This is a genomic window from Lacimicrobium alkaliphilum (assembly GCF_001466725.1).
In the GTDB taxonomy this organism is placed as follows: domain Bacteria; phylum Pseudomonadota; class Gammaproteobacteria; order Enterobacterales; family Alteromonadaceae; genus Lacimicrobium; species Lacimicrobium alkaliphilum_B.
The window spans coordinates 3,145,029-3,166,659 of sequence record NZ_CP013650.1 but is presented as its reverse complement, the minus strand read 5'-3'; the positions used below and the strand labels follow the sequence as shown (position 1 = coordinate 3,166,659).

The window sequence follows — 21,631 nt, the reverse complement described above, 5'->3', positions numbered from 1 at the left end:
CACCCGAGAGAGGCAAATAGATTGTCTGATTGCCATAGAAGGCGCGACTGCAGACACTAACTGGAGAATTTTATCTTATTTATTAATTTCTTATGTAGGCGAACGAAGCGGTATAGTTTGACCAGTACCAAAGCTTAGTTTAAGGTGGCCCCTTTATTTAATATTGATATTAAAATGGGCCTCAAAGGAATGAAAAAGTTATATATGTTCTCTCTATTGGCATTACTGTCAATTAATAATGCGTTTGGTGCCATCATAATCTCAGGTGACATTGTTGATGGTACTGGAAAGTTCACAATATCCAACTCAATATCATTTGAAGTTATAAAGGACGGACAAATAGATCTGCTTTATATGAAAAACTGGGCCTCTCCTGCGGACTCAAGCCGAGATTTCGCTGCTATTTACTCTGAGGTCAATATTTCGATAAATGGTGTAGATAGCACTTATCAGTTTCAAGCTCTAGCAGACAATCTACTTCAATCTTTCAATGATATTACTCCAGAGATCACCTCTACCTATATCGATACAGTTGATGGCGGTCGGTCCAGGATTCCTGTATTTACTGGCGATATTTTTACAATTTACGCTGGGGTATGGAAGCTTGGACCGCAAGAGAAGTTCAACCCAAGTGTATTTGGGAGTTTTCAAGGAGAAGCATTTCTTGGCGATATGTTTGGTAACCGGCTAACCAAGTTTGTATCACTCGCGACTGTGCCTGAGCCTGGCACTCTTGGTTTATTCGGCCTGGCGTTATATGCAATTTTCAGGTTGAGAAGACTCTAAGATTACTTACAAGGATGTTGAGTTGACAGTTGCTCCATAGCACCAATAACAAGTATGCTAAGTGAATCTTGTTGGAAAGGACCTTTAAAAACTTCATTAATCGCCGTTTCAATATCTGATGCTGATAATTTTAGATTCATAGGCAGGCATACCGGATATCGGTCCATAGCCCAAAGCTGAGTTGTGTTGACTATGCCTTTTCTATAAGCTCTCTCCGCATCTTCGCCCAAGTCGCTTATACGGTTAATTGATTCAGTACCTGCGGCTAAAAAAAGAGCCTGGAAGGCAGGCGTTCTGCCTTCAGGTGTGCTCATCACTTTCATAGTCGCTAACAATCTTGAACCGAATTGCAATGTGTGTGCAACACCTTCGTAGTAAGCTGAAAGTTCAACTTCACTAATATCTGTTACTGTTACCTTTTCTGAGGCATATACAGTAGTTAGAAAAAAGCTTTGTACCGCGATTAACGCTATTTTTATATTATTGCTTTTGAAAGTTAGCAAATTCTTAATCCCTTGCTGGCCAATCTTAAGTAAAAATTACCTTATATTGACGGTGCAATTACCATGCTGTCAAAATTAATTGTAATGGCCTGGTCACCTAACTTTGCTCATACCATTATGTTCAGAACTAAGTGGAATAAGAAAACTGCTTTCCTTAATCTCCTATATTCTCTCAATGCTGACTTCCAACCCACCCTGATACCCTTAGACACTCTATTCTTGACCGTCAGCCTCAAACCTTTCTGTTAGCCAGTTAAATGTTCCGGCCACTTTTCGTCCCACTTCCCATTTCTTGTCGCAGTGCTCACAGGCAACCCAATTTGGAGAACTGTAAACCACTTCTTGCGAGTCACAGTAAGGGCAGATTTTGTCTGTTAGCTCTTTCTTCATACACTAAGTAGATTCTCAAAAGTGTTTCTATATACTGTCATGAACCCACAGGAATGCAATGCTTAAAGCCATGATTAAGAAGGACAACTGCAGATTGTCAGAGTTATAGGGTAGGTTCAGTATTACAATAGAGGGTATCCGCTACTGCCTAGAGCATGAAAAATGGGATTTTGCGCAGTACAGCAATATATTTGCTCGACAGTAGACAGATCATATAAGGGCAACTGGCCGCCTATAGGCGCAACAACACATATCTTTTGTCATGCTCAGTATTAGTCTTTCTTTCTCAGATATGATCGAATACTGTTAGTACGGCTCTTCAGACCGCATGATCAAAATTGTAGCTCAATATTTATGTCAGTCACTCATACGAAAAAAATTATAAAAGACTTTCTAAACAGCTCTAGCCCCGAAATATTGGCTATCAAGGGGCCTTGGGGAAGTGGCAAAACTCACTTGTGGAAGTCCACGATCAAAGAGTCATCTTGTGACCTTGAACACTATGCTTATCTATCGCTGTTTGGACTTCGTAGTATCAAAGAAGTCAGGTATGGTATTTTCCAGAATACAGTTAACAGTAGAAGCGCTGAGTTCGCTTTGGATAGCATAGATTCACAAAAACAGTTATTTAAGAATATTTCAGGTCTATTTAGTTCGACTCTGGGTAAGAGCAGGAAGCTTCTAACCTTGTCCAAGGATGCGAAGGTTCCTTTCATTAAGCTAGATGGTTTAACAGATACATTCGTCAATGTTGCTAATCATAAAAAAATTATATGTGTAGATGATTTAGAGAGGTGTGGTAAAGAGTTAAACATTCGAGAGGTGTTAGGTTTACTATGTCAACTCAAAGAAGAGAGGCAATGCAAAGTCGTAATTATCTTAAATGAAGACGCGATAGCAGGAGATGACTATCTTTTCTTTAAGGAAAAGGTTGTTGACAGAGAGGTTAATTTCAAGCCCACGATTGAGGAAATCTACGATATTGCCTTTGATGGAGATCGTATCGAAGGTTTGGTAAAAAATCACGCTATATCTCTTAAAATAAATAATCTGAGGACATTGTTTAGAATCAAGAGAATGGCGACTGAGCTTGAAGGTTTCGACTTTAATTTTAATGAAACTGTGGAACAAGAGATCTATCAGTCGCTAGTGCTCTTCACATGGTCTGAAATTCACCATCACCACGACCCTGAGAATATTCCTTCTATCCAGTTCATTGAAAGGTATGGTGTTAATTCGATGAGCAGACTATTTGGCAATCTTGGCGAGAATGGGAGTGAGGAAAAAACTCAATACAAAAAGTATGAAAATCTTCTCAGTAGTCTTGGTTATGAATTTTTTGGTGATATCGACAAACCAGTACTCCAAGGAGTCCTGCAAGGCTACTTCGAGCGAGACAAGTTGCAAGAAGCGATTATGAAACGTAAACAAGAGATAAGTAAACATGAATATCTTGTAGCTCAAAAAAAAGCATTGAGAAATCTTCATTCTGAATTCGACATCAGTGTCGATGAGGCCCTAGATACTGTTTACCAAACATCACTCGCCGCTATCCCATATAATCTGCCATATGATTTGCAAGCTTCTATCGCCGCAATGCGGTATTTCGAAAGAAATAAGGAGGCTGACCACTTGATAGATGAGTACTTTAATCATTCAAGAGAGCAAAGAGATTTTGATGTTCCAAAGAAATATAACGGGGTGTCGCTTGATGATGTTTTCTACGAAAAATGCCGAGATAGAGTAGGTGAGAAAAATAATAAAAATTTAGTTTCTATACTAACTGAAATTGCAGATGGTGTGGTGTTGCCAGATGGTATTGAAAAACTTGCTGATAGTCCAGTTTGTGAATTGGTGAATATCGTTCGAGGGTTAAAGGGAGTTGAGCAAAGAGCAATAATTTTAGAGTGTTTGGAAATGCGCCGTGAAGGCGGGCCTCACAAAGAGGTACTTCAAAAACTAGGTAATGCTATGGAAGAGGTGCTTTTTATAATAGGGCAAGAGTCTCCGCATCATGCGCTAGTTGTGAGGTCATACGACCAAGAGATTTACGAAAGGATACAAGATAAAAATATCCAAGAGAAAACCTGATATGCAGCTATTGACGCTTTACTTAATAGAAAGATAAATTCGCCAAAAGTGTTGCTAATTAATGTTATGAATCTGCAGGGATGCATTACGAAGAACTGCGGGCAGGAAGAGGATGAACGTATGGCCAGTGAAAAACCAACGATGATACTAAAGTCGAAGTCCGATTTAAGCTCTGAAAAAATAGCTGCTTTGACCGATGCTGAAGCGTGGAAGATGATTTACTCGATGCGCACTAAAAAGGCAAAGGATAACCGGCTCCAGGTGTGTTTCACTGGTTTTGGTGTGAGCAAGAAAAACGAACTAACTGATCTGGCAAATGATAATAGATTTAAGGTAGTAGCCTCGGTGACCCAAAAACTAGACTATCTTGTTGGCGGTGAGAATGCAGGCCCGAAGAAAATAGAGAAGGCAGAAGCTCAAGGAGTGCAGTTTCTAAGGGAGGAACAATTCATTCACTTTGTTGAAACTGGTGAGGTGCCTGCACAAAATAGTTAAAAGCCTCAACGGCTAAGTAAATCACTTTTTCTATTGCTTGGTAGTACCCATTCATTGAATTTTATAGGCATGCGCCAAGGCTGACAGCTTATTATGAAAGAGATATTAGGAAAACATCGCCAGGATTTTGATGAAATCAGAAGGTTGTGCCTTATTTGTCATGGCCTTGATTTATCTACCAGCAGTTTCTCCTTTGGTTTATCTGAATGGACAATCTCAGAGAGCACTAGCCTTGTTCTTCAGAATGTAGTCTCTAGTCATGTTCTTCAGTTAGCAATTGCATTGCGAACAAACCTATATCAGAAACGAATCCCTTACTCAGACGAACCTTTGGCTCAAAGCTCGTGGTTATACTATGACGAAGAATTACGTGAACGCCCAGCTACTTTAAAGCAGGTTTGTGACAAAATAATACACGCTGACTCCGTTTCAAAGAATGTTTACCCTAAAGTTCTAACTGAACACACTGACAAGATCTGTACTCAATTCAAAGGTAAAGAGTTCAGCAAGGGGAGCTGGACTATGAATGTTGCTATTGATGTATTTGCAGAGGAAGTCTTACATATACTTGATGAAATCGAACAGAATGATTCAGTCCTCTAGTCGTTTACTATCGCTAAAAACTGAGCTCAAAGTATGACTCAAGACTCAGAATAATGTCCATGCACAAACTTCCGCTATATTGAGCGGAGAATGAACAATCCAGTACCTCTACCAGCCGCGGTGTACAAAATTTCGCCATCCGATTGCCTTTTTTCGCTTCCGGAAGCGAAAAGTTAAGCGAAAACTTTGTGATTCTCTCCAGCCCTTTATCCATCAGCTTCTAAGCGAAATTTAGAAGCGAAATATTTTCTTGCTTTCCCGTTACCCCAAAGCCTTATCTGGCGCGCTTTTTAAGCGAAACTTTCGCTTTTTTTCGGCTGATTTTGGAGGTCTATTTTTCTTGTTCAAACGCTTCTAGTCTGTACTCCGTCGTTCATTGACAGCATCAGTATTAACACAGGAGTCAAAGTAGTATGAACACACAAAAAAGAGCATTTACAGAAATTGAGGCTTCGGCCTATATCAGCATGAGCCGGTCTTTTCTGCGCCAGGCGCGTATGGAAGGAAACCGGGATAGCCGTACTCCCGCACCACGATTTATCAAAGTGGGTAGGGCGATCAGATACCTTAAAGAAGATTTGGATGCCTGGCTGGATAGTTTCTATCGCCAATCGCACCTGATGGATCCGGGGGAGGTAGCATGATGGAAAATCCATGTCGAAAAGTCAGAGATCTTATCTTCTGGTTAAATCAGGGTAACTGGGTTGAGCTATGCACTCAGCCGGGATGTTGTTTCGGCAAAATAAACTGTTCCTCAGAGCCACCACAGAGTAATCCAAAGCCTTCTCTTTATACTCTGATTCGTTGGGGATTGGTTGATGTAAAAGAGGAGTTCTACGCTGGAATTCGATGGTCCCGCTTTGTGCTAAGCGATTATGGCCTGGAGTATGTTGCCAGATGTGAGACCCGGTCATGAATGGGTTCCAGGATAACAGATTGAATGAGGTGCTGAGCGAGCAATGCCAGGCCATTGAACAATTTGCCAGCGTTATTGATATTCATGATCGAGCCTACGTTGCAAAGCAGTTGGAGCCATTCCCTTATAAACTGCAAAAGCGACTGTTGGAGCTCTACGGTGAACAGCCGAGCAGACCAGAGAAAAATCGATTTCTCAGAGAAAAAACTACAGCGCTTTTGGAAATCCTGCCTGAAGAACTCATTCGTGAGTTTGATATGGACGAACACAGTCTGCGCAGCGTAGCCAAGATGTTTGCCGACAAATGCCGTACTACGGCGCTACGAAGCCCCGGTACAGGCTCCGTATACGGCGATACGTCAAAGGAGCGCGAAATTCTGGAACCCGTATACCAAGAGCTTGCAAGCTACGTATACGGGAAAGGGCTTCGGCCCCCCGAACCGCAAAACGGCAAAATCACCGTATACGGGTGTATTCGTAGGATGCAGGATCAGCAGTGGTGGCTACGAAAACTCCGTAAGCTGTATACAAGAGCGCAGGAAGAGGTTTGTCTGAACCTGAATCTGGTAAACCGGTTTAAGGGGATTTATGCCAGTGATTTAACGGTTAGCCACAGACGGCAGCAAAAACTCAGGGCTGAGCGGTTGCTTAGTGCTATTGAGGCCACCAATGAACTGGGCCAGAGCTACAACCTGCAAGAATTGTCAGATCTGAATGTCTCTAATCCGGTAAATCGTAAAAATGAACTGATGACCCGTATGAGGGGCTTTGAAAACCTCTCTGAGGAAATGGGCCATAAGGGATTGTTTGTCACCATTACCTGCCCGTCGAAATATCATGCTGCATTTAGTAAATCCGGCCAGCCTAACCCTAAATGGCAACGGACCACGCCTTATCAGGCCCAGCAATATTTATGTGACCTTTGGGCCAGAATTCGGGCAGAGCTGCATAGGCGTGCAATTCAGCCCTACGGTTTCAGAGTGGCGGAGCCACAGCATGACGGTACGCCTCACTGGCATATTTTGCTATTTGCTTTGCCTGAACAGTTGGCTGAGATTGAAGAAGTGATTTTCCATTATGCGCTGCAAGAAGATGGTGATGAGGACGGAGCACAGGAAAACCGCTGCGATTTTAAACGTATCGATCCTGACAAAGGTTCTGCCACGGGCTACCTGGCTAAGTATGTATCTAAAAATATTGATGGTCAGAATCTGGATTCCGGTGTTTATGGGGAAGATCCCATACAGGCCGCACAGCGGGTAGAAGCCTGGGCTTCGTGCTGGGGCATTCGCCAGTTTCAGCAGATTGGCGGGGTTTCGGTTACTGTATGGCGGGAACTGCGCCGGATGAAGCAAAATGCATCGAAGCTATTTCCAGAGCTGGAAGAGGCCAGAAAGGCCGCTGATGAGTCTAAATGGTGCCGTTATACTCAGGCTATGGGCGGTGTATTCTGTAAACGCCGTGAACAGCGTATACGGCCCTTTTTTGAGTTTGGCTATGACCGGGACACCGGCGATATTAAAACCAGTTGGTTTGACGGCACCATAGCCTACAAGCTAAAAGGCGTGATCCACGCCGGTAAGGAATTTATCACCCGTATACACCAATGGCAGGTACAGATGTCCAGGCCCGCTTTGCTTTAACTTGGAGTTCTGTAAATAACTGTACTAAATTCTAATCGGCTGAGAGCTTATACCGCACGCCAACAAAAAATTGCCTATTTTTTTCCATTCATCTTCTACATACGGAGGACAATTGCATGGTTCAAGCACCGAAAATGATTCGATGGCGTGAGGGAGCATAGAGCTGAGTTTATTCAAAACTCTACCATTAAGCTTCTTTTTTCCTAAATCAATAGACTCCCGGAACTCAGTCTCGTAATCAACATTCCAATTTTCAAAGATAGGTCTCCAATATCCAGAAAAATTACTATGCTGGTCTTCAAAAATAGTATTGAAACTGAAACTGCTCTTCAAATCGTAGAACTTAGGCGCCATATCACAAAGTTGAGATGCAGCTTTAAGAAAATCTATTAATGGTTTCTGCTCATTCCTTGCAATTTTTTCAAGAACGCTGTGAGGGATTAAGTTTTCCACCTCATGGACGCCTACAACTAATACTGCATTATCAAAACCTACATTTTTAAATACGTCTATTGTATCTTTCGCCGTTTTTCCAACTTGATCGTCAGGGTACTTTTTGTCACTATCAACTAGAGAAAATACAATGCGCCCTTCTTCTAGTAATTCCTTGCATACTGAGTGTGTGCTATCACCTCCTCCTGGATATGCATCATAGTTTACTTTGTACCCTCTAAAGTGAGCTACACTAGATATAAACCATTCAGCTATTTTAGAATATATCTTATTGTCAGTGAGATTTTCGAAAACAACAATTGGTTTATCGAGGAAGCTAATTTCATAGTTTTGTTTTAGATCACTATAGTTTTTCACATCTATGTTAATGTCATTTTCCTTTAAATTAGCCTCGAAATCAGAATGATATATTTTAACTTTAAAGTCGAAGGCATCATCTAATGCTGCCCTAAAAGTGGCTTGGTTGGATTCAATTTTAGCTATATTTCTATGGAACTCACTAAGTCTATAGTCTTTTGAGAGTTTTAAAAGATCACCTTTTTTTATCCTAAAAAGATTATTACCCCTGCCTATAGAAGTGAAAACGTCAGAGAAAAGCTCCACCATCTGTTTTGTGTTGGATTTGCTGGATTCGAGCGCGCCAACAGCGCTGCTATCAATTTCAATAATCATATTAATAATGGAAAAAGCCTACCGGCCAGTCTTTAAGCTCGCCGTCGTTATTAAAATATGAATATTTCAACTGAGTTTCCCGACTACCTGATTGCTTTTCAAATAGAATTACAGAGCAATCACTATTATCGAACTCATTAGTGGCAATCAAATCTCCTAACTTTGAAATCAGGGAGGGACTGTGAGTTTCTAGAATTATCCTTAGATCTATTTTGTTTTCTCTAGCGAGTTTTACAGATTCAGAAAAGGCAACAGATAAGTTAGCTTGCATAAGCGGATGTAGATGCAACTCTGGCTGCTCGATCGCAAAAATAATACTCTTATTCCCTCTGCTTTCTCTACTTTTTTCATATCCAGAGCTAACTGCCCAAAGCTGAATTATTATTGGGAGAATTTGTGAGTAGCCAAATCCCATGTCGGCAACATTGTCAGTGTGTCTAGAATCACTATGCCTTATACCGATTGCGACATGGCTCATAGACATTGTATCGTCTATTACAAAATTAAATTTCTTGCTAGTCCATTCGTCAAGAGTTTTCTTCCACCTTTTTGGAATGTTTGAGAGGAACATTCCTATATTTTCGCCTAAGTGGTCTAATTCATCGACGCTCAAATCTTGATATCTATAGTATCTTGCAGTAGACGCCCTTATCGGTGCTACATACCTTACTCCACGTAGCTCCTCACTGATCTTCTGATTTAAATAAAATGACTGTCGCAATATGTATACGAGATCTATTAGAGATGAAAGGTATTGAAATTCCTCATCATGAATACTCCATTCTTGCACTCGATTAGTCCACTTGGCAGTAGAGTTGAAGAGTTTCATTAACTTTAATTTATGGTTGGAGTCTCCATAGTTCTCGACCAAAACACGAGTAAACTTTCTACATTTTGTATCACTAGAACTACCGCTCTCTAGTTTGATTTTGTCTGAGATAATGGTAAACAGGTTTTGGACAATATCATTTTCGCCTAATTCGGAAAAGTAAATACCAGTTCTGGGGGTCGCAAGTACCGGCAACAAGCTATCTGCAATACTTTGTTGATATTTCAGTTGAGCCTTTTTTAGGGGCCAAGTTATTTTTGAGGATGATACGTCAGTTATAACTCCATCTTCATCTAAAGTGAAGCTAAACTTGTGATCCAATACACTCATGTCATATATGTGTGTATAACAGGTTTTTTTGTCTTTAGCAGGTCTTATAAATATTTTTGCATCTATCTCTATAGGCTTCTCATAAGATGGATATCTTTGATTAGTGTAGTAACCCCTCCTGAAGTCTCTTGCTGGGATTTTGAAGGTAAAGCAGATTTCTCTGGCGTCTTTATTGTTATCCTCGTTGTCACTCTTGTGAAGTGAAGTATCGAAAGATTCAAAGTCAGTGTAAGATCCATTCCAAAGAATAGGTCCCCTTGTTTTTTTCTCTACACTTTGTCTAAGTAAAGGAAACGCTCTGAGGAAAGTACTTTTTCCCGAACTGTTGTTGCCGACCAGAATAGTTATTGGTTTTAGGCTTACCAAGCCAGTATCACGAAGGGAACGCAATCCCTCAATTCTTATTTCATCCATAATTGCCCAGTCATTAAGAGGTTAACTGTGCACAGCGTAACGGATTTTCTTACCTGATTATAGTCGGTAGCAAAATGTAGACAGAGTCAGAGCTACAAACCTGCTACAAAAATAAGGATTTTGAATTTTTGTTAGTGAGTGCTATCGGCTTGAAGCCTTTAAAGATGGTGGCCCCTCCCAGACTTGAACTGGGGACCTACCGATTATGAGTCGGGTGCTCTAACCAACTGAGCTAAAGGGCCATTTTTGATGTGATATGTTGCCGCCAGATGGCTGCAAAGCGGTGCGCAGTATAAGCAGTTTTTTTTGTGATGTCATCACTTTGCCTGCTGCGGGCCGATCAAAAGGCGAATATTTAAACGTTTTTTTGCTCTGGGTCCGGGCTGCGCGCAGGTATAAAGGTGCCGGTGGTGCCGGCACCTTTATCTGATTACATGGGCAGAGGAATGGCGGTGCCGTTCAGATTGGCTTCGCCGTCTTTAAGGCTGAATACTGCCTGATACCCCTCTTCGGTCTGGCTGAGCATGCCTTGTTTTGACAGGTTTTCCAGCATCACCGGCGCCTGCTGTCTGGCCAGCTGTTCCATTTGCGCCTGATCCCACTGTTGTGGCGGCACAGAGGTTTTCAACTGGTTGAGCATCTGCCGGGCCGCGAGCCATTCGGCGACTTCTTTGTCCATCTGCACCTGGGCATCGGCCAGTGTGTGCTTTATCCAGAAGCCTTTGTCGGCCATATTCTTTGGCAGGCTGTCGATATTCACCAGTTTACTGTTCAGATAACCGTTAAAATCGCCCTGGGGCAGGGTGCCCTTAAGGCTGGTGATATTCAGTTCCGGCTCCGGTGTCAGCACCATCAACAGGTTATCCAGCATAAACGCCTGAGTGGCCTGTTCTAACTGCTGTGGATCTGTGGCAGCCAGATTGCGGATAAACTCCTGGTAAGCTTTCAGAAAATCCAGGCTGATCTGGCTGACATCCATGGCCAGTTGCAAATCACTGGCATTAAACTCCGGCATTGTCAGGGTCGCCAGACGATAATCCAGCGCGATATTGCCCGTTTCTTCTTCATGGTTAACCTGACTCTGAGCACGGAACTTCAGGCCGTCCAGGATAATGGGTTGGGCAGACTGGCTATTAGTGATATTGAGTTTTTCGAGGCTGAATAGGGTGTCGCTGTCATAAAACTCACCCCGCAGCATGCTGGCAAAATCGGCCTCGGCTTGCAGATTAACCGCCAGTTGCTGGCTGGTGATATTCAGCTTCTCGCTTTGCAGGGTCAGCGAGTCGGCGGCGCCGTAATAGCGAATTTCATCGCCGGTAATCTCGCCGCTGCCAACATAGCCGCTGAAGCTCATTGATGACAATAGTTCGGTTTGTTTGCCTTCAAAGGCGCTGAACATATCCTGAAAGCTGCTGTTACCGGATAACCCCGTTACACCCTGAATACGGTAAAAGGGGGTTTCTGCGGGCCAGCTCAGGTGTTCTCTGAGTTCCTGGCCATCAACTGTGGCGGTCCAGTCAGCCACACCCACCGCACCTAATCCGCTGAACAGCAAGGGGCCATGATTGATATCCAGATCAATAGTAATTTCCGGCAATTCGAGTGCGGTTTCTGCTTCACCAGCTCCCATTTCGGTTATATCCATTGCAAGGGTCAGTGTGGCGCGGGTATTAAACCAGCTTTGCTCCAGCGTGGTGACTTCCAACTGGTAGCCGGGCAACTGGCTGATTTGAACAGCATTGTGCTGCAGACTTTTTTCGACTTCTGTGCCGATGTATTTAGGGGAAATGGCGAGTGCAGCCACTACCACTGCGGCGCCGATTAACAGGCCTTTATTCATAAGATACGCTCCTTGTAAGGTCAGAGTGGTCAGAACGGATTTTTGCTCACAAAATGGCAGGCGAGGTTACTATAATCGGCCGATCTTTGCCAGTTCCAACAGTGCTAGCCTGCCTGTGGCGGGCAGTTTTGTAACAGAGTGTGTGATTCGGATTTATTGATGCTGCCAATAGGTTAATGCATCTTGACGGGCATGGTATCAAACACGCATCATAGGGGTTTAGTGGTTGCGCCCTGGCTCTGTATAAACTGATAATGATAAAACCCTTCAAGTTACCTACAGCACTGTTGCAAAGTTTACATGGCCGGACCTCAAGGTTACTGGTGGCCTGGCTGATTGGTTTACTGACCTTGTCAGGCTGTAGTTTTTTCGCTTCCTCGCCCCCCCGTCTTAACGTAGAACTCAGATACGATGGTCATCCGGTGCCCTGTGGCACCGCGCTGGGTATGAGCGGTGGTGGCTGGTATCTGGAGCATTCGAAGTTTTATCTGAGTGATTTTCGGGACCAGAATGGGCAATCACTGAAGCTGGAGAACAGCAAATGGCAGACCGACGATCTGGTGCTGGTTTCCATTGAGCAAAAAGATTGTTGGCGTGGCGGTGAAATGCCGGGTAATCATCAGATACGTTTTAGTAAAGAAGTGGATCTGGGCGATATAGAGCGCTTGCAGTTTGCGCTGGGCGTGCCGGTAAATTCAGGCAATCAGAATCCGCTCACGCAACCTTCACCGCTGAACCTGTCCAGTATGTTCTGGTCGGTGCATTCGGGGCACAAGTTTGCCCGTATCGAACTGAGCTCAGTGTCTGACAGCTGGGCGTTTCATCTTGGGGGAGTAGACTGCGCCAATAATCAGGAGGCCTCTGAGCCCTGTTACAAGGCCGATCTGCTCGAGTTTGATCTGGCCCGGCCAAAGGGCGCGGCCAATACGCTGGTGTTCCACATCGATCGTCTGTTACAGGGGATTGAGCTGAATAAGGCCAACAGCTGTACCTTCCAGCCAGGAGAAACAGAAAGCTGTGAGATGGTACTGAGTAACCTGCATCAGTCTGTTATCGAGTGGATATAAGGGTCGCACTCAGGCCAGGCTACTGTAACGGTGAATAGGTAATCTGTTGGTATAACAGAAAAACTCTGGTATCTTTCTGTTTACAATAACAACTAGCCCAAGGGGCATTAGCCTGTTGCAACGGGGATTAAGATGACCGAGAAGCCTTTCCTGCTAAGTGGCAGAAACACCATTATTCATAAGCTGCGTAAGTTTGATCTGTTAGTGCTTAACGGTGACGACATGCCGGCCATTCTGGTTACCTATAAAGGTATAAAGCAATATGAAGGTAAGTTGCCGGAGAATAAGCGCGAGGCCAAGATGATGGACATGGAGCTTATCGACGTGACCTTGAGTGACTTCTTTGGTGAAGAAAAAATTCTGTTGTTTATTCAGACCCTGAACGGTAAAGAATATAAAATTGATTACAGCAAGGCCGATAGCAAGTACTTCATTACCCTGCACCAGGGCAGTATTATCTGAGCTTTCTGCTCTGTACTGGTAAGTCGCGGCACTGGCATTGTGGCTTTTGCCGCCATGATTCCCTTCTCAGCTGGTAACAGCGCCGTTGCCGCTGGTCACCCTTTTCCCGGTGTTCGTCACACTGACATATTCAGGTAACAGTATCTCTTTATAATTGTTGATGTTGGCTTCGTGAACCAACCTTATACCACTCCGCCTGGCAAGGTGGTCTGGTACCAATACATGAATTTACTTACATGTATTGTTTCCCTGATTATGGGGCCGGACAGGCCCCTTTTTCTTAATCAATTTTAATCTGATACTTCTGACAAAGCTTTATCATGGTGTCGATGTGTAATGGCTTGACGATATAGTGTTTGGCGCCGGTCTTCGCCGCTCTCTGAACCAGATTTTTGTGCTTGTTGCCGGTCAGAATGGCCACAGGCGTATTGCTGTTTATGCACTGCATATGGCTGAGCTGGTCGGCAACCATCAGGCCGTCAGTATCCGGAAGGTTGATATCCATAAGGATCAGCGCGTATTGATTGGTCTGTAGATAGGCCAGCGCCCGGCGCCCCAGGCTTGTCCAGTGAACATCAAACCCAAGGTTTTTCAATAGCTTGCTGCTCATCATGGCGCTAACATTGTCATCTTCCACCAACAATACTTTGGCTGCCTGCCGGTGCTCATCAGCGTGTTCATCTTCTGCTGTGGGTAAATCAACCTCCAGTGGCAACGTTTCTGAATGGGCGTCCTCCTCAGTATCAATCTGTTCTGGTGCTTCAGCCGGCTTGTCAGGGGCGAATTTATGCAGCAAAGCATCGAGCAAATCCAGCGCGGAGTGTTGTAAACGAATCAGTCTGGGCCGGAAATTATTATGTTTCAGGCTGGAGAGCTGTTCGTGCAGGTGCAGCAAAAGGTTGTCGTCCAGCTTGTTCTGCTGGAGCGACGTTTCGGTATCAGATATGGTCTTATCAAACTCTTTTAACAGCGTATCAAACTCAAGTTTCAGGCGATTCTTGCGTTCTACACCCACCTTCAGCAACTCTCCTTTATCTTCAGGCAGTGACTGTCCTGGCTGTATCTGGGGTAAAGGGGCTGAATGGTTGAGATATACCCCTAACTTTTCCAGCTGTTGATAGCAGACGGTAACCGGGCGATGCACTTCGTACAGGGGCCGAGACAACAGATAATCATCGATGGCGCGGCTGAGAAAGTAGTCAAAAGCTTGTTTTTCGTCCTGGCGCGAGCATGTCACGAGCAGCGCATGGTCATATAGCTGGTTGTCTGGTACCAGCGCGAGACACTGATAGTAGAGGGAAAGGGAGTCGTTAATATCGTCCTGAGAAATCAGTATGATCTTGCCAAACTCTTGTTTCAGGCATTCTACCAGCGCCAGTTTAGAGTTGCTGACTTTTACCTTTAGCTTGGAATCCTGCAGGGTATGAATAAGTAGTTCGTCGTCCTTACGATCGGTGGTGTAGAAAAATACATGAATTTCATCGCTCTCGTGTTTCTTGATCATGGTGTTTGTCCTTCAACACTTGCTCTATGCACTGTAGTACATCATCACAAGCCGCCTCAAACTCATCGAACCAATCTGAGAGCTGTATTTCAGTAAAGCCGGATGAACTAAAAAGTCTCTCGCCTGCCTGACAGGTCTCATGTAGTTCTTCTGCGCCAAAGTATAATGCATTACTTTTCAGGTTGTGAGTTAATCGCACGATGCGGCAATAATCACGTTCTCCGCGGGCAACCTGTAGCTCACCGCGGCGGGCTATCAGTGTGCTTTCAAAGCTTTCGACTAACTGTATGAGTTCCTGCTCTGTAAGCTCGCCCACAAAGTCGCTAATCTTGGCCAGGTTAATTGACATATGAACCCCCTAAAGGCTCAGAAACAGGGGAATCCGTTCATGTTAACTGTAATTAAAAGGTAGTCACAGCATTCAGTCGTACGGTTCAGTTGTGTGATATCGTTATCCGTCATTGAAATAGCACATCTTTTTGTCTCTACCCTCTGACTATAGTCGGATAAACAGTCTGTACGTTGTGATGCCGACAACATAGGTTTTAGTATTTATACCTGTAACTTAAGGGCATTTTTGACAGACAGGTTTTTTTGACCAACTCTTGTAGTTGGATCCATTCGCCTTTGTCGTTTTTGTCAGCAGAGGCACAGACAAAATCTGGGGAGTTGGTTATGTGTTACAGCACACCAGAGGTTTGCTCTGAAACTACCAGGCGTTCAACGCGAGTAAGGTCATGAAAGGGGCGACAAGGATAAAGGGGCGGTTGCTGATTCTGGATGATGATCCTCTCACCGCAGAAACCATCGCGCATATCGCTCGTTTTATAGGTATGGAAGCGAAATTCACCACTGAACATCAGGCCTTTTTTCAGGCACTCGAAGAGTGGCTTCCGGATGTGATTGCGCTGGATTTGATCATGCCGGAGATGGATGGCAATCAGGTACTGGCGAGATTGGCAGAGCAGGATTGCAGCGCCGATATCATTCTTACCAGCGGTGTTGAGCACGAGGTGCTGGAATCCGCCCGCCGCTCAGCAGATGAAAATGGGCTCAGGATAGCGGGTCTGCTGTCAAAACCTTTTTCTGCGGCCCAACTCAGAGAATTGCTGGCTTAAATGAACCTGCCACATTCAGGCAGGCCATTGCGCGCAACAATCCATAATTACTGCGCCTGATAGATAATATCCTCTTTTAATGGCGCCAGTGCCGCCAGAATACGGTTTTCCTGCTGGTAGGTCAGACCAATCAGGCGCATGGCCTGTTGTACATGCTCAACCAGCGCATAAAACTCGGCTTCGGTAACATTTCTTTCCTGATGGGATTCGCGCATATCCTTGCCGGTGTACTCGCAGGGCCCGCCAATCAGGGCGCAGGTTTGTTCGGTGAGCATTTTACGCAGGTGAGACTTAGGTACCCCCTCAAAGTGGGGGCCGAGCATCGGATCGTTATAGATGCGGTTGATGGCCAGGCCAAACACCTTGGACAAGGTCGCTGAACCGCCAATTTCTTCGTACAGGTCTGGTTTTGAATTGCTGGCACAACCTGTCAGTAACAATAAAACCAGCGTCATAGAGGGAACAAGGTATCTCATAAATTCACCGTTGCAGACAGATACAGGCCACTGGCCTTTTGGTCAAAAGGGAGGTGACCGAGATCCACATAAGCCGCTGTCAGCGACCAATGCTTGTTGGGAAAATAGGCAATAAACAGATCCATGGCGGTTTTCTCTTCGGCCAGCCCGCCCAGGCGATTTGTCTGGGTACGCCATTCAACGCCTACGGCAGTTGAAGGGGAGGGTAAAATGGCCAGTGAACCTTCCCATTCCAGTTCATAGTCATCATCGCTGGCCGACCCGAAGCCGAGCAGCCCAAAGGTATTGGCTTTGGTCATTCTGGCAGTCACATTGGCCAGCAGATTGTTACCCCAGGCAGCGCCCAGCCAGAGCTTACTGGCAGAAACGTAATAGTCGGTACCGGAGTCTTCTGTCGCGCCCAGTAACATAGGAACGCCGGTGTCCGGCAGTGGCACTGACCCATCAGAAAGGGCCAGGGAGGTATCAAAATCACGGTTTTTCTTGTACTGAGCACCGACTGAAACCTGCGGCCAGGGGCTGTTCTGGTCGAAGATGGCATCACCGAAAACCTTTACCTTCAGGCCGATAATATCCTGTTCAATATCGGTGCCCGGCGCCGTATTGATAGCGCCCTCTGTCAGCAGATTAAACACATTGCTGACAATACCGGATTCGACCTTGAGGTTCTGGCGCTGCACCGATAATTCCACTCTGTCGTAGATGCCCACGGCAGCACCAAAAGTGCGTAACTGGTATTCACCGAGATCCAGTTGTTGCAGGGCAGCGGTACCCTGAATTTCTTCTTTGGAGCCGTAGCCTGCGATCATGGCCCAGGGCGTGATGCCCCCGCCTGCGGTGCCTTCAAAGCTGGTTATGCCGCCTGTGGCGACCAGCGAACTGCCGGTGGCAAACGCCAGTGGGCTCAGGCTGGCCAGGCCCAGGCAGAAAAACAGTTTTCTTATCATAGTGTTACTCAATTAAGGTGCCTGTGTGCAGTATGGCGATGTTTTGCCTCAGATTCCAGCCATGAGCGGATGGTCAGTGCGGGTCCTCAGGTTGTTTTATTTGCCTGTAGTCATTGGTAAATGGGATATTTCTTGCTATCAATAGTGAGTGCGTGTTGACTTTTTCTGTGCCTTTCACAGTAGTTTATAGCGTATTTAATAAGTATGTGGTTTTGCCGATAAGGCAAAGATGGCGTCACTAATAACAGGCCTGCCCAAGTATGTATTCAGTCTTAATCTGCGATGATTCCCTGGTAGCGCGTAAGCAGGTGGCCAAATGTCTGCCCGAAGACTGGGAGGTGGCCGTTCATTTCGCCAAGCACGGTGAGGAAGCCATTGCCGCGCTTAAGGAAGGTAAGGGCCAGTTGCTGCTGCTGGATCTGAATATGCCGGTGATGGATGGTTATCAGGTGCTGGAAACTATTCAGGCACAGGGGCTGAAAACCACAGTGATTGTGATCTCCGGTGATATTCAGCCCGAAGCCCATGAACGGGTCAAGCGGCTCGGGGCGCTGGATTTTATTGAAAAACCGATCAAACCTGCCACTTTTGAAAAATTGCTGGTGAAACACCGGATCACCCAGAACCAGCAGGAACAAGACAAACCCGAACTGGCCAGCCTGGATCCTGAAATCAGGGATATTTATCAGGAAATCACCAATATCGCCATGGGGCAGGCCGGGGATCACCTGGCCCGGATCCTCAACGTATTCGTTAAGCTGCCCATTCCCAATGTTAATCTTATCGAAGCCTCAGAACTGCATATGATGTTGCAGGATATTGAAGACAAAGACACCGTGTCTGGTATCTGTCAGGGTTTTGTGGGGCCCGGGATCTGTGGTGAGGCACTGTTTATTCTCAGTGACTCCAGCTTTAATGATGTGGCGAAAATTCTCAATATCTCCGAGGAAGTGGATGATCAGATGCAGCTTGAGTTGCTGATGGATGCGGCCAATATCCTCATAGGTACTTGCCTGAATGGCCTGGCCAGCCAACTGGATATGCATTTCAGCCAGGGGCATCCGGAGGTACTGGGGCAACATCGCAATATCACCGAGCTGATTAATATCAATAAAACCCGTTGGCGCCGTACCCTGGCCATTGAGCTGAGTTATGGTCTGGAAGGTTACCAGGTGCATTGCGATCTGGTGTTGCTGGTTACCGAGGAGTCCATGGAGACCATGAATAACAAACTTTCTCATCTGCTGGAGGACTGAGCATGACCGATGAAGCACTGAACGATTTAACAGAGTTTCACTGGATGATGGACATGCTGCAAACCGTTGATGTGGGGTTGGTGGTATTAAACCGCGAGTTTGAAATTAACCTCTGGAACGGTTTTATGGAAAGCCACTCCGGTTTGTTGCCCAGTCAGGTAAGGGGCAAGTCGCTGTTTGCGCTTTTTCCGGAGGTTAATGAGGCCTGGTTCCGTAATAAAGCCAGGCCGGTGTTTGAACTGAAAAACCGGGCCTTTATTATCTGGGAACAGCGCCCCTTTTTACTCAGGTTTCCCAACTACCGGCCCATTACCGGTACTGAAGATTATATGTACCAGAACATTACCCTGTCACCCCTGGTCAGCACTACCGGCAAGGTTGAGAATATCTGCATGATGATCTACGACGTTACCGATGTGGCGGTGGGAAAGAAGGTACTGGAGTCCACCCAGGTTATCCTCAGTGAACTGAATGAAAAAGTGGCCGAAAAGACGGTACCAGCCAATCGCGTTAATGACTGATGCAGTGTAACCTGTTTTTTACTGCACTGGTCTGGCATGCCTTTGTCATCCGTTTGCGGCGTAGCACAATACTGTCAGATAGAATAAAAACCTTATTTATATTATTCCCATGATCAGCCCGTTAAGGGAGTATAATTTGTTATCGTATCTGTCAGAGAGTGTATGTTGAGAGCCCTGGTCTGTTCGTTATTGTTGTTGGCACTGCCGGTGCAGTCTGCGTTTATGTGCGAGGCCGACCTGCAATTTGGTCTGGTGGTCAACGACCGGCATATTCGCGTCACAGAAGACACCCGTACCTTGTATCAGATCAACGGTACCGAACAGTTAATTGTGCACGGCGAATGGATCACCCTGGATGAGCAGGCACAGCAGCATCTGAAAGAACTGGCAGAGGGTCTGCGTTATGCCGTTCCCAAGGTCATACTGCTGGCCAGCGAAGGGGTAGATCTGGCTATTGGTACTATCGACCACGTGTATGTGGGTCTGGTGGGCAGTGAACATGACAGCTATCAGCGTCTGCAGGATGCCCTGTGGAAAGTGCGAACCAAAGTTAAAACTAAATTTATCCGTGCCAGCAGTAACTATTATATTGGTCCCCGCAGTCTGGAAAATGTCGATGAGTTGATGGATCCAGAGCTGGAGCAGGAAATCGAGCAGGCGCTGGGTACCTCAGTGGGCGGCATTCTGACGGCTATTGGCGGGCTGGCCTCGGAAGGCGATACCAACCTGGAACGTAAGATGGAAGATTTATCCACCCGCCTGGAGACTATGGGCGCGGAGATAGAGCGTCGTATTGCCCCCCAGGCCGACACGCTGCGTAAAAAAGCTGAGTGGTTCTGCAATGAAATCCAGCGTCTCGACGGTATTGAAGAAGCCTTGCGCGAACGTGTTCCTGAACTGAAGGCTTATAACCTGATCGTAACCGGCAAATCTTAAGAAAATCGGTTTCAGGCCGTTAATGGAATGGCTATTACATGATTTACATCATGTTTTAATTGTACGGTGTTGAGGTACTATGTTTACCCTACAGTCGGTGTCCGTTGCGCGGGAGAAACTATGTTCAGGGATCTTTATCTTTTTGTTGAGAAAACCTTCTTTGCCACACTAACCCGCAAGATCGTTGGCAATGTAACGTTTCTTTTCCTGTTTCAGGTATTAACCCTGTGGCTGGCATTTTCTGATGCATCCTGGACAGAATCCCCGACTCTGTTATTCAGCCTGGCCATTGTCAGTGTCATGGCGTTCCTGTTTACCCTGTTTTACCTCACTTATCTTATTGTTCGTCCGGTCAGGGCCATGGTCCGCAATCTGGATGAAATCAATCACAAGCAGGGCGATCTCAAAGGCCGGTTACCGGCCTTTACCTATGATGAATTCAGACAGTTATCCGGGGGTTACAATACCTTTGTCAGTAACCTGTCCGTATTGCTCAAAGACATCAGCGAGCACGCCCGCCTGGCCAGCGAAAAGAATCAAGCAGTACTGGGAAAAATCAATAATACCTCTGCCAATGCCGCCGATCAGGACAGTATCAGCGACGAGATCTTCGCCTCCAGTCAGCAGGTGAATGATGAGATTCAGGCCATTGTCAGCAAGACCGATGAGGTGGCACAGTCCACTGATGAGAATCTCAGCGCCGCCACCGCCTCAACCCGGCAGTTATCGTCCTTATCCAGGGATATTGGCGATATTGACGAACTGCTGCGGGCGTTCGATCAGACTGTCGGCGGCCTGAAGGATAATGCCTCCAGCATTCGCGATATCTTAAAAATGGTGCAGGATTTTTCCGATCAGACCAATTTGCTGGCATTAAATGCGGCTATTGAAGCTGCCAGAGCCGGCGAAGCAGGACGTGGCTTTGCGGTGGTGGCTGACGAAGTGCGTACCTTATCCGTTAAAGTGAATCAGGCCACCGGGCAGATCAGCAACTTTATCAACCAGATGGAAACCCTGGTGCAGGATACGCAGCAGGAATCGGTAAAACTGACGGAAATGGCCGGGAAGGCCCAGCAGGATATCGCCAGCACCAGTGCAAGGTTTGAAGACATGGTGCAGCAACTGCAGGCCGATAATCAGAGGCTGGTCGCCATCGGTGAGTCGGTACATGCCCTCAAACACACCTATGATCAGGCCCATGCCTCAGTGGCGAGAATTTCTGATCTGGGCGCTGAAATCCGCACCGATATGCAGCAGGTGGAAGCGGATATCCGGGAGCTGACCGTAGAGACGCAGACTACCCAAAAACAACTGCAGCGCTTTTTGTGATACCAATTCGCATAGATAAGCCCTTCTGACTCGCTCCGAGAGTGCAATTA

Annotated in this window: 21 protein-coding genes and 1 tRNA gene; 13 read left to right on the top strand and 9 right to left on the bottom strand. The window is 45.7% G+C overall.

Translation table 11 applies throughout. The features are described from left to right. Nucleotides 1-144 precede the first annotated feature (144 nt). Complete coding sequence (locus AT746_RS14340; RefSeq protein WP_156413708.1) at nucleotides 145-786, top strand: PEP-CTERM sorting domain-containing protein; 642 nt, start codon at nucleotides 145-147, stop codon at nucleotides 784-786. Nucleotides 787-788: 2 nt separating this feature from the next. Here the strand turns inward: AT746_RS14340 and AT746_RS14335 are convergent, their stop codons facing one another. Beyond that, a complete protein-coding gene (locus AT746_RS14335; protein WP_062481445.1) occupies nucleotides 789-1,289 on the bottom strand; it encodes a hypothetical protein in 501 nt (166 codons plus the stop codon). A 744-nt stretch (nucleotides 1,290-2,033) separates the two neighbouring features. Between AT746_RS14335 and AT746_RS14330 the strand changes: the two genes are divergently transcribed. From AT746_RS14330 to AT746_RS14310, 5 genes are all read left to right on the top strand, one after another. Continuing rightward, nucleotides 2,034-3,770 carry a P-loop NTPase fold protein gene (locus AT746_RS14330; protein ID WP_062481443.1) on the top strand — a complete coding sequence of 579 codons (1,737 nt, stop codon included), beginning with the start codon at nucleotides 2,034-2,036 and terminating at the stop codon, nucleotides 3,768-3,770. 120 nt (nucleotides 3,771-3,890) lie between these two features. Next, complete coding sequence (locus tag AT746_RS14325; protein ID WP_062481441.1) at nucleotides 3,891-4,265, top strand: BRCT domain-containing protein; 375 nt, start codon at nucleotides 3,891-3,893, stop codon at nucleotides 4,263-4,265. Nucleotides 4,266-4,358: 93 nt separating this feature from the next. After that, on the top strand, nucleotides 4,359-4,868 hold the full coding sequence (locus AT746_RS14320) for a hypothetical protein (protein WP_062481440.1): 510 nt from the start codon (nucleotides 4,359-4,361) through the stop codon (nucleotides 4,866-4,868). 413 nt (nucleotides 4,869-5,281) lie between these two features. Further along, nucleotides 5,282-5,512 (top strand): DNA-binding protein, encoded by a 231-nt coding sequence (locus AT746_RS14315; RefSeq protein ID WP_062481438.1) that lies wholly within the window; start codon nucleotides 5,282-5,284, stop codon nucleotides 5,510-5,512. Nucleotides 5,513-5,813: 301 nt separating this feature from the next. Beyond that, nucleotides 5,814-7,427 (top strand): replication endonuclease, encoded by a 1,614-nt coding sequence (locus AT746_RS14310; protein WP_231731086.1) that lies wholly within the window; start codon nucleotides 5,814-5,816, stop codon nucleotides 7,425-7,427. A 24-nt stretch (nucleotides 7,428-7,451) separates the two neighbouring features. On the opposite strand, the gene AT746_RS14305 is transcribed toward AT746_RS14310, so the two are convergent. From AT746_RS14305 to AT746_RS14290, 4 genes are all read right to left on the bottom strand, one after another. Continuing rightward, nucleotides 7,452-8,552 carry a hypothetical protein gene (locus AT746_RS14305; RefSeq protein ID WP_062481433.1) on the bottom strand — a complete coding sequence of 367 codons (1,101 nt, stop codon included), beginning with the start codon at nucleotides 8,550-8,552 and terminating at the stop codon, nucleotides 7,452-7,454. Between the two features lies 1 nt (nucleotide 8,553). After that, nucleotides 8,554-10,125 (bottom strand): AAA family ATPase, encoded by a 1,572-nt coding sequence (locus AT746_RS14300; protein WP_062481431.1) that lies wholly within the window; start codon nucleotides 10,123-10,125, stop codon nucleotides 8,554-8,556. A 165-nt stretch (nucleotides 10,126-10,290) separates the two neighbouring features. Continuing rightward, a tRNA-Ile gene (locus tag AT746_RS14295) sits at nucleotides 10,291-10,367 on the bottom strand. Between the two features lie 188 nt (nucleotides 10,368-10,555). Continuing rightward, nucleotides 10,556-11,965 carry a YdgA family protein gene (locus tag AT746_RS14290; RefSeq protein WP_062481429.1) on the bottom strand — a complete coding sequence of 470 codons (1,410 nt, stop codon included), beginning with the start codon at nucleotides 11,963-11,965 and terminating at the stop codon, nucleotides 10,556-10,558. Nucleotides 11,966-12,219: 254 nt separating this feature from the next. Here AT746_RS14290 and AT746_RS14285 point away from each other — a divergent pair, with 254 nt between their 5' ends. Beyond that, nucleotides 12,220-13,032, top strand: a complete 813-nt coding sequence (locus AT746_RS14285; RefSeq protein WP_062481427.1) for an MbnP family copper-binding protein — start codon at nucleotides 12,220-12,222, stop codon at nucleotides 13,030-13,032. Between the two features lie 132 nt (nucleotides 13,033-13,164). After that, nucleotides 13,165-13,494, top strand: coding sequence for a hypothetical protein (locus AT746_RS14280; protein WP_062481425.1), 330 nt, complete (start codon nucleotides 13,165-13,167; stop codon nucleotides 13,492-13,494). A gap of 280 nt (nucleotides 13,495-13,774) precedes the next feature. Here AT746_RS14280 and AT746_RS14275 read toward each other — a convergent pair whose 3' ends face one another. Both AT746_RS14275 and AT746_RS14270 read right to left on the bottom strand, forming a co-directional pair. Next, nucleotides 13,775-14,998, bottom strand: a complete 1,224-nt coding sequence (locus AT746_RS14275; protein ID WP_062481423.1) for a response regulator — start codon at nucleotides 14,996-14,998, stop codon at nucleotides 13,775-13,777. After that, nucleotides 14,973-15,347, bottom strand: coding sequence for an Hpt domain-containing protein (locus AT746_RS14270; protein ID WP_062481421.1), 375 nt, complete (start codon nucleotides 15,345-15,347; stop codon nucleotides 14,973-14,975). Before AT746_RS14270 ends, AT746_RS14275 begins: the two co-directional genes overlap by 26 nt. 388 nt (nucleotides 15,348-15,735) lie before the next feature. On the opposite strand from AT746_RS14270, the gene AT746_RS14265 reads away from it, so the two are divergent. Continuing rightward, a complete protein-coding gene (locus AT746_RS14265) occupies nucleotides 15,736-16,116 on the top strand; it encodes a response regulator (protein ID WP_082633289.1) in 381 nt (126 codons plus the stop codon). Between the two features lie 47 nt (nucleotides 16,117-16,163). Here AT746_RS14265 and AT746_RS14260 read toward each other — a convergent pair whose 3' ends face one another. Further along, nucleotides 16,164-16,592, bottom strand: a complete 429-nt coding sequence (locus AT746_RS14260; protein ID WP_062481413.1) for a group I truncated hemoglobin — start codon at nucleotides 16,590-16,592, stop codon at nucleotides 16,164-16,166. After that, nucleotides 16,589-17,539 carry a DUF3034 family protein gene (locus AT746_RS14255; protein WP_062481412.1) on the bottom strand — a complete coding sequence of 317 codons (951 nt, stop codon included), beginning with the start codon at nucleotides 17,537-17,539 and terminating at the stop codon, nucleotides 16,589-16,591. Before AT746_RS14255 ends, AT746_RS14260 begins: the two co-directional genes overlap by 4 nt. A gap of 260 nt (nucleotides 17,540-17,799) precedes the next feature. Here AT746_RS14255 and AT746_RS14250 point away from each other — a divergent pair, with 260 nt between their 5' ends. The 4 genes from AT746_RS14250 (at nucleotide 17,800) to AT746_RS14235 (ending at nucleotide 21,581) form a co-directional block, all read left to right on the top strand. Continuing rightward, a complete protein-coding gene (locus tag AT746_RS14250) occupies nucleotides 17,800-18,795 on the top strand; it encodes a response regulator (RefSeq protein WP_062481409.1) in 996 nt (331 codons plus the stop codon). Between the two features lie 2 nt (nucleotides 18,796-18,797). After that, complete coding sequence (locus AT746_RS14245) at nucleotides 18,798-19,316, top strand: PAS domain-containing protein (protein WP_062481406.1); 519 nt, start codon at nucleotides 18,798-18,800, stop codon at nucleotides 19,314-19,316. 162 nt (nucleotides 19,317-19,478) lie between these two features. Further along, the gene (locus tag AT746_RS14240; protein WP_062481404.1) at nucleotides 19,479-20,252 is read left to right on the top strand and encodes a YggN family protein; all 774 of its coding nucleotides are present in this window, start codon (nucleotides 19,479-19,481) and stop codon (nucleotides 20,250-20,252) included. A gap of 120 nt (nucleotides 20,253-20,372) precedes the next feature. Next, nucleotides 20,373-21,581, top strand: a complete 1,209-nt coding sequence (locus tag AT746_RS14235) for a methyl-accepting chemotaxis protein (RefSeq protein WP_062481402.1) — start codon at nucleotides 20,373-20,375, stop codon at nucleotides 21,579-21,581. Nucleotides 21,582-21,631: the final 50 nt, after the last annotated feature.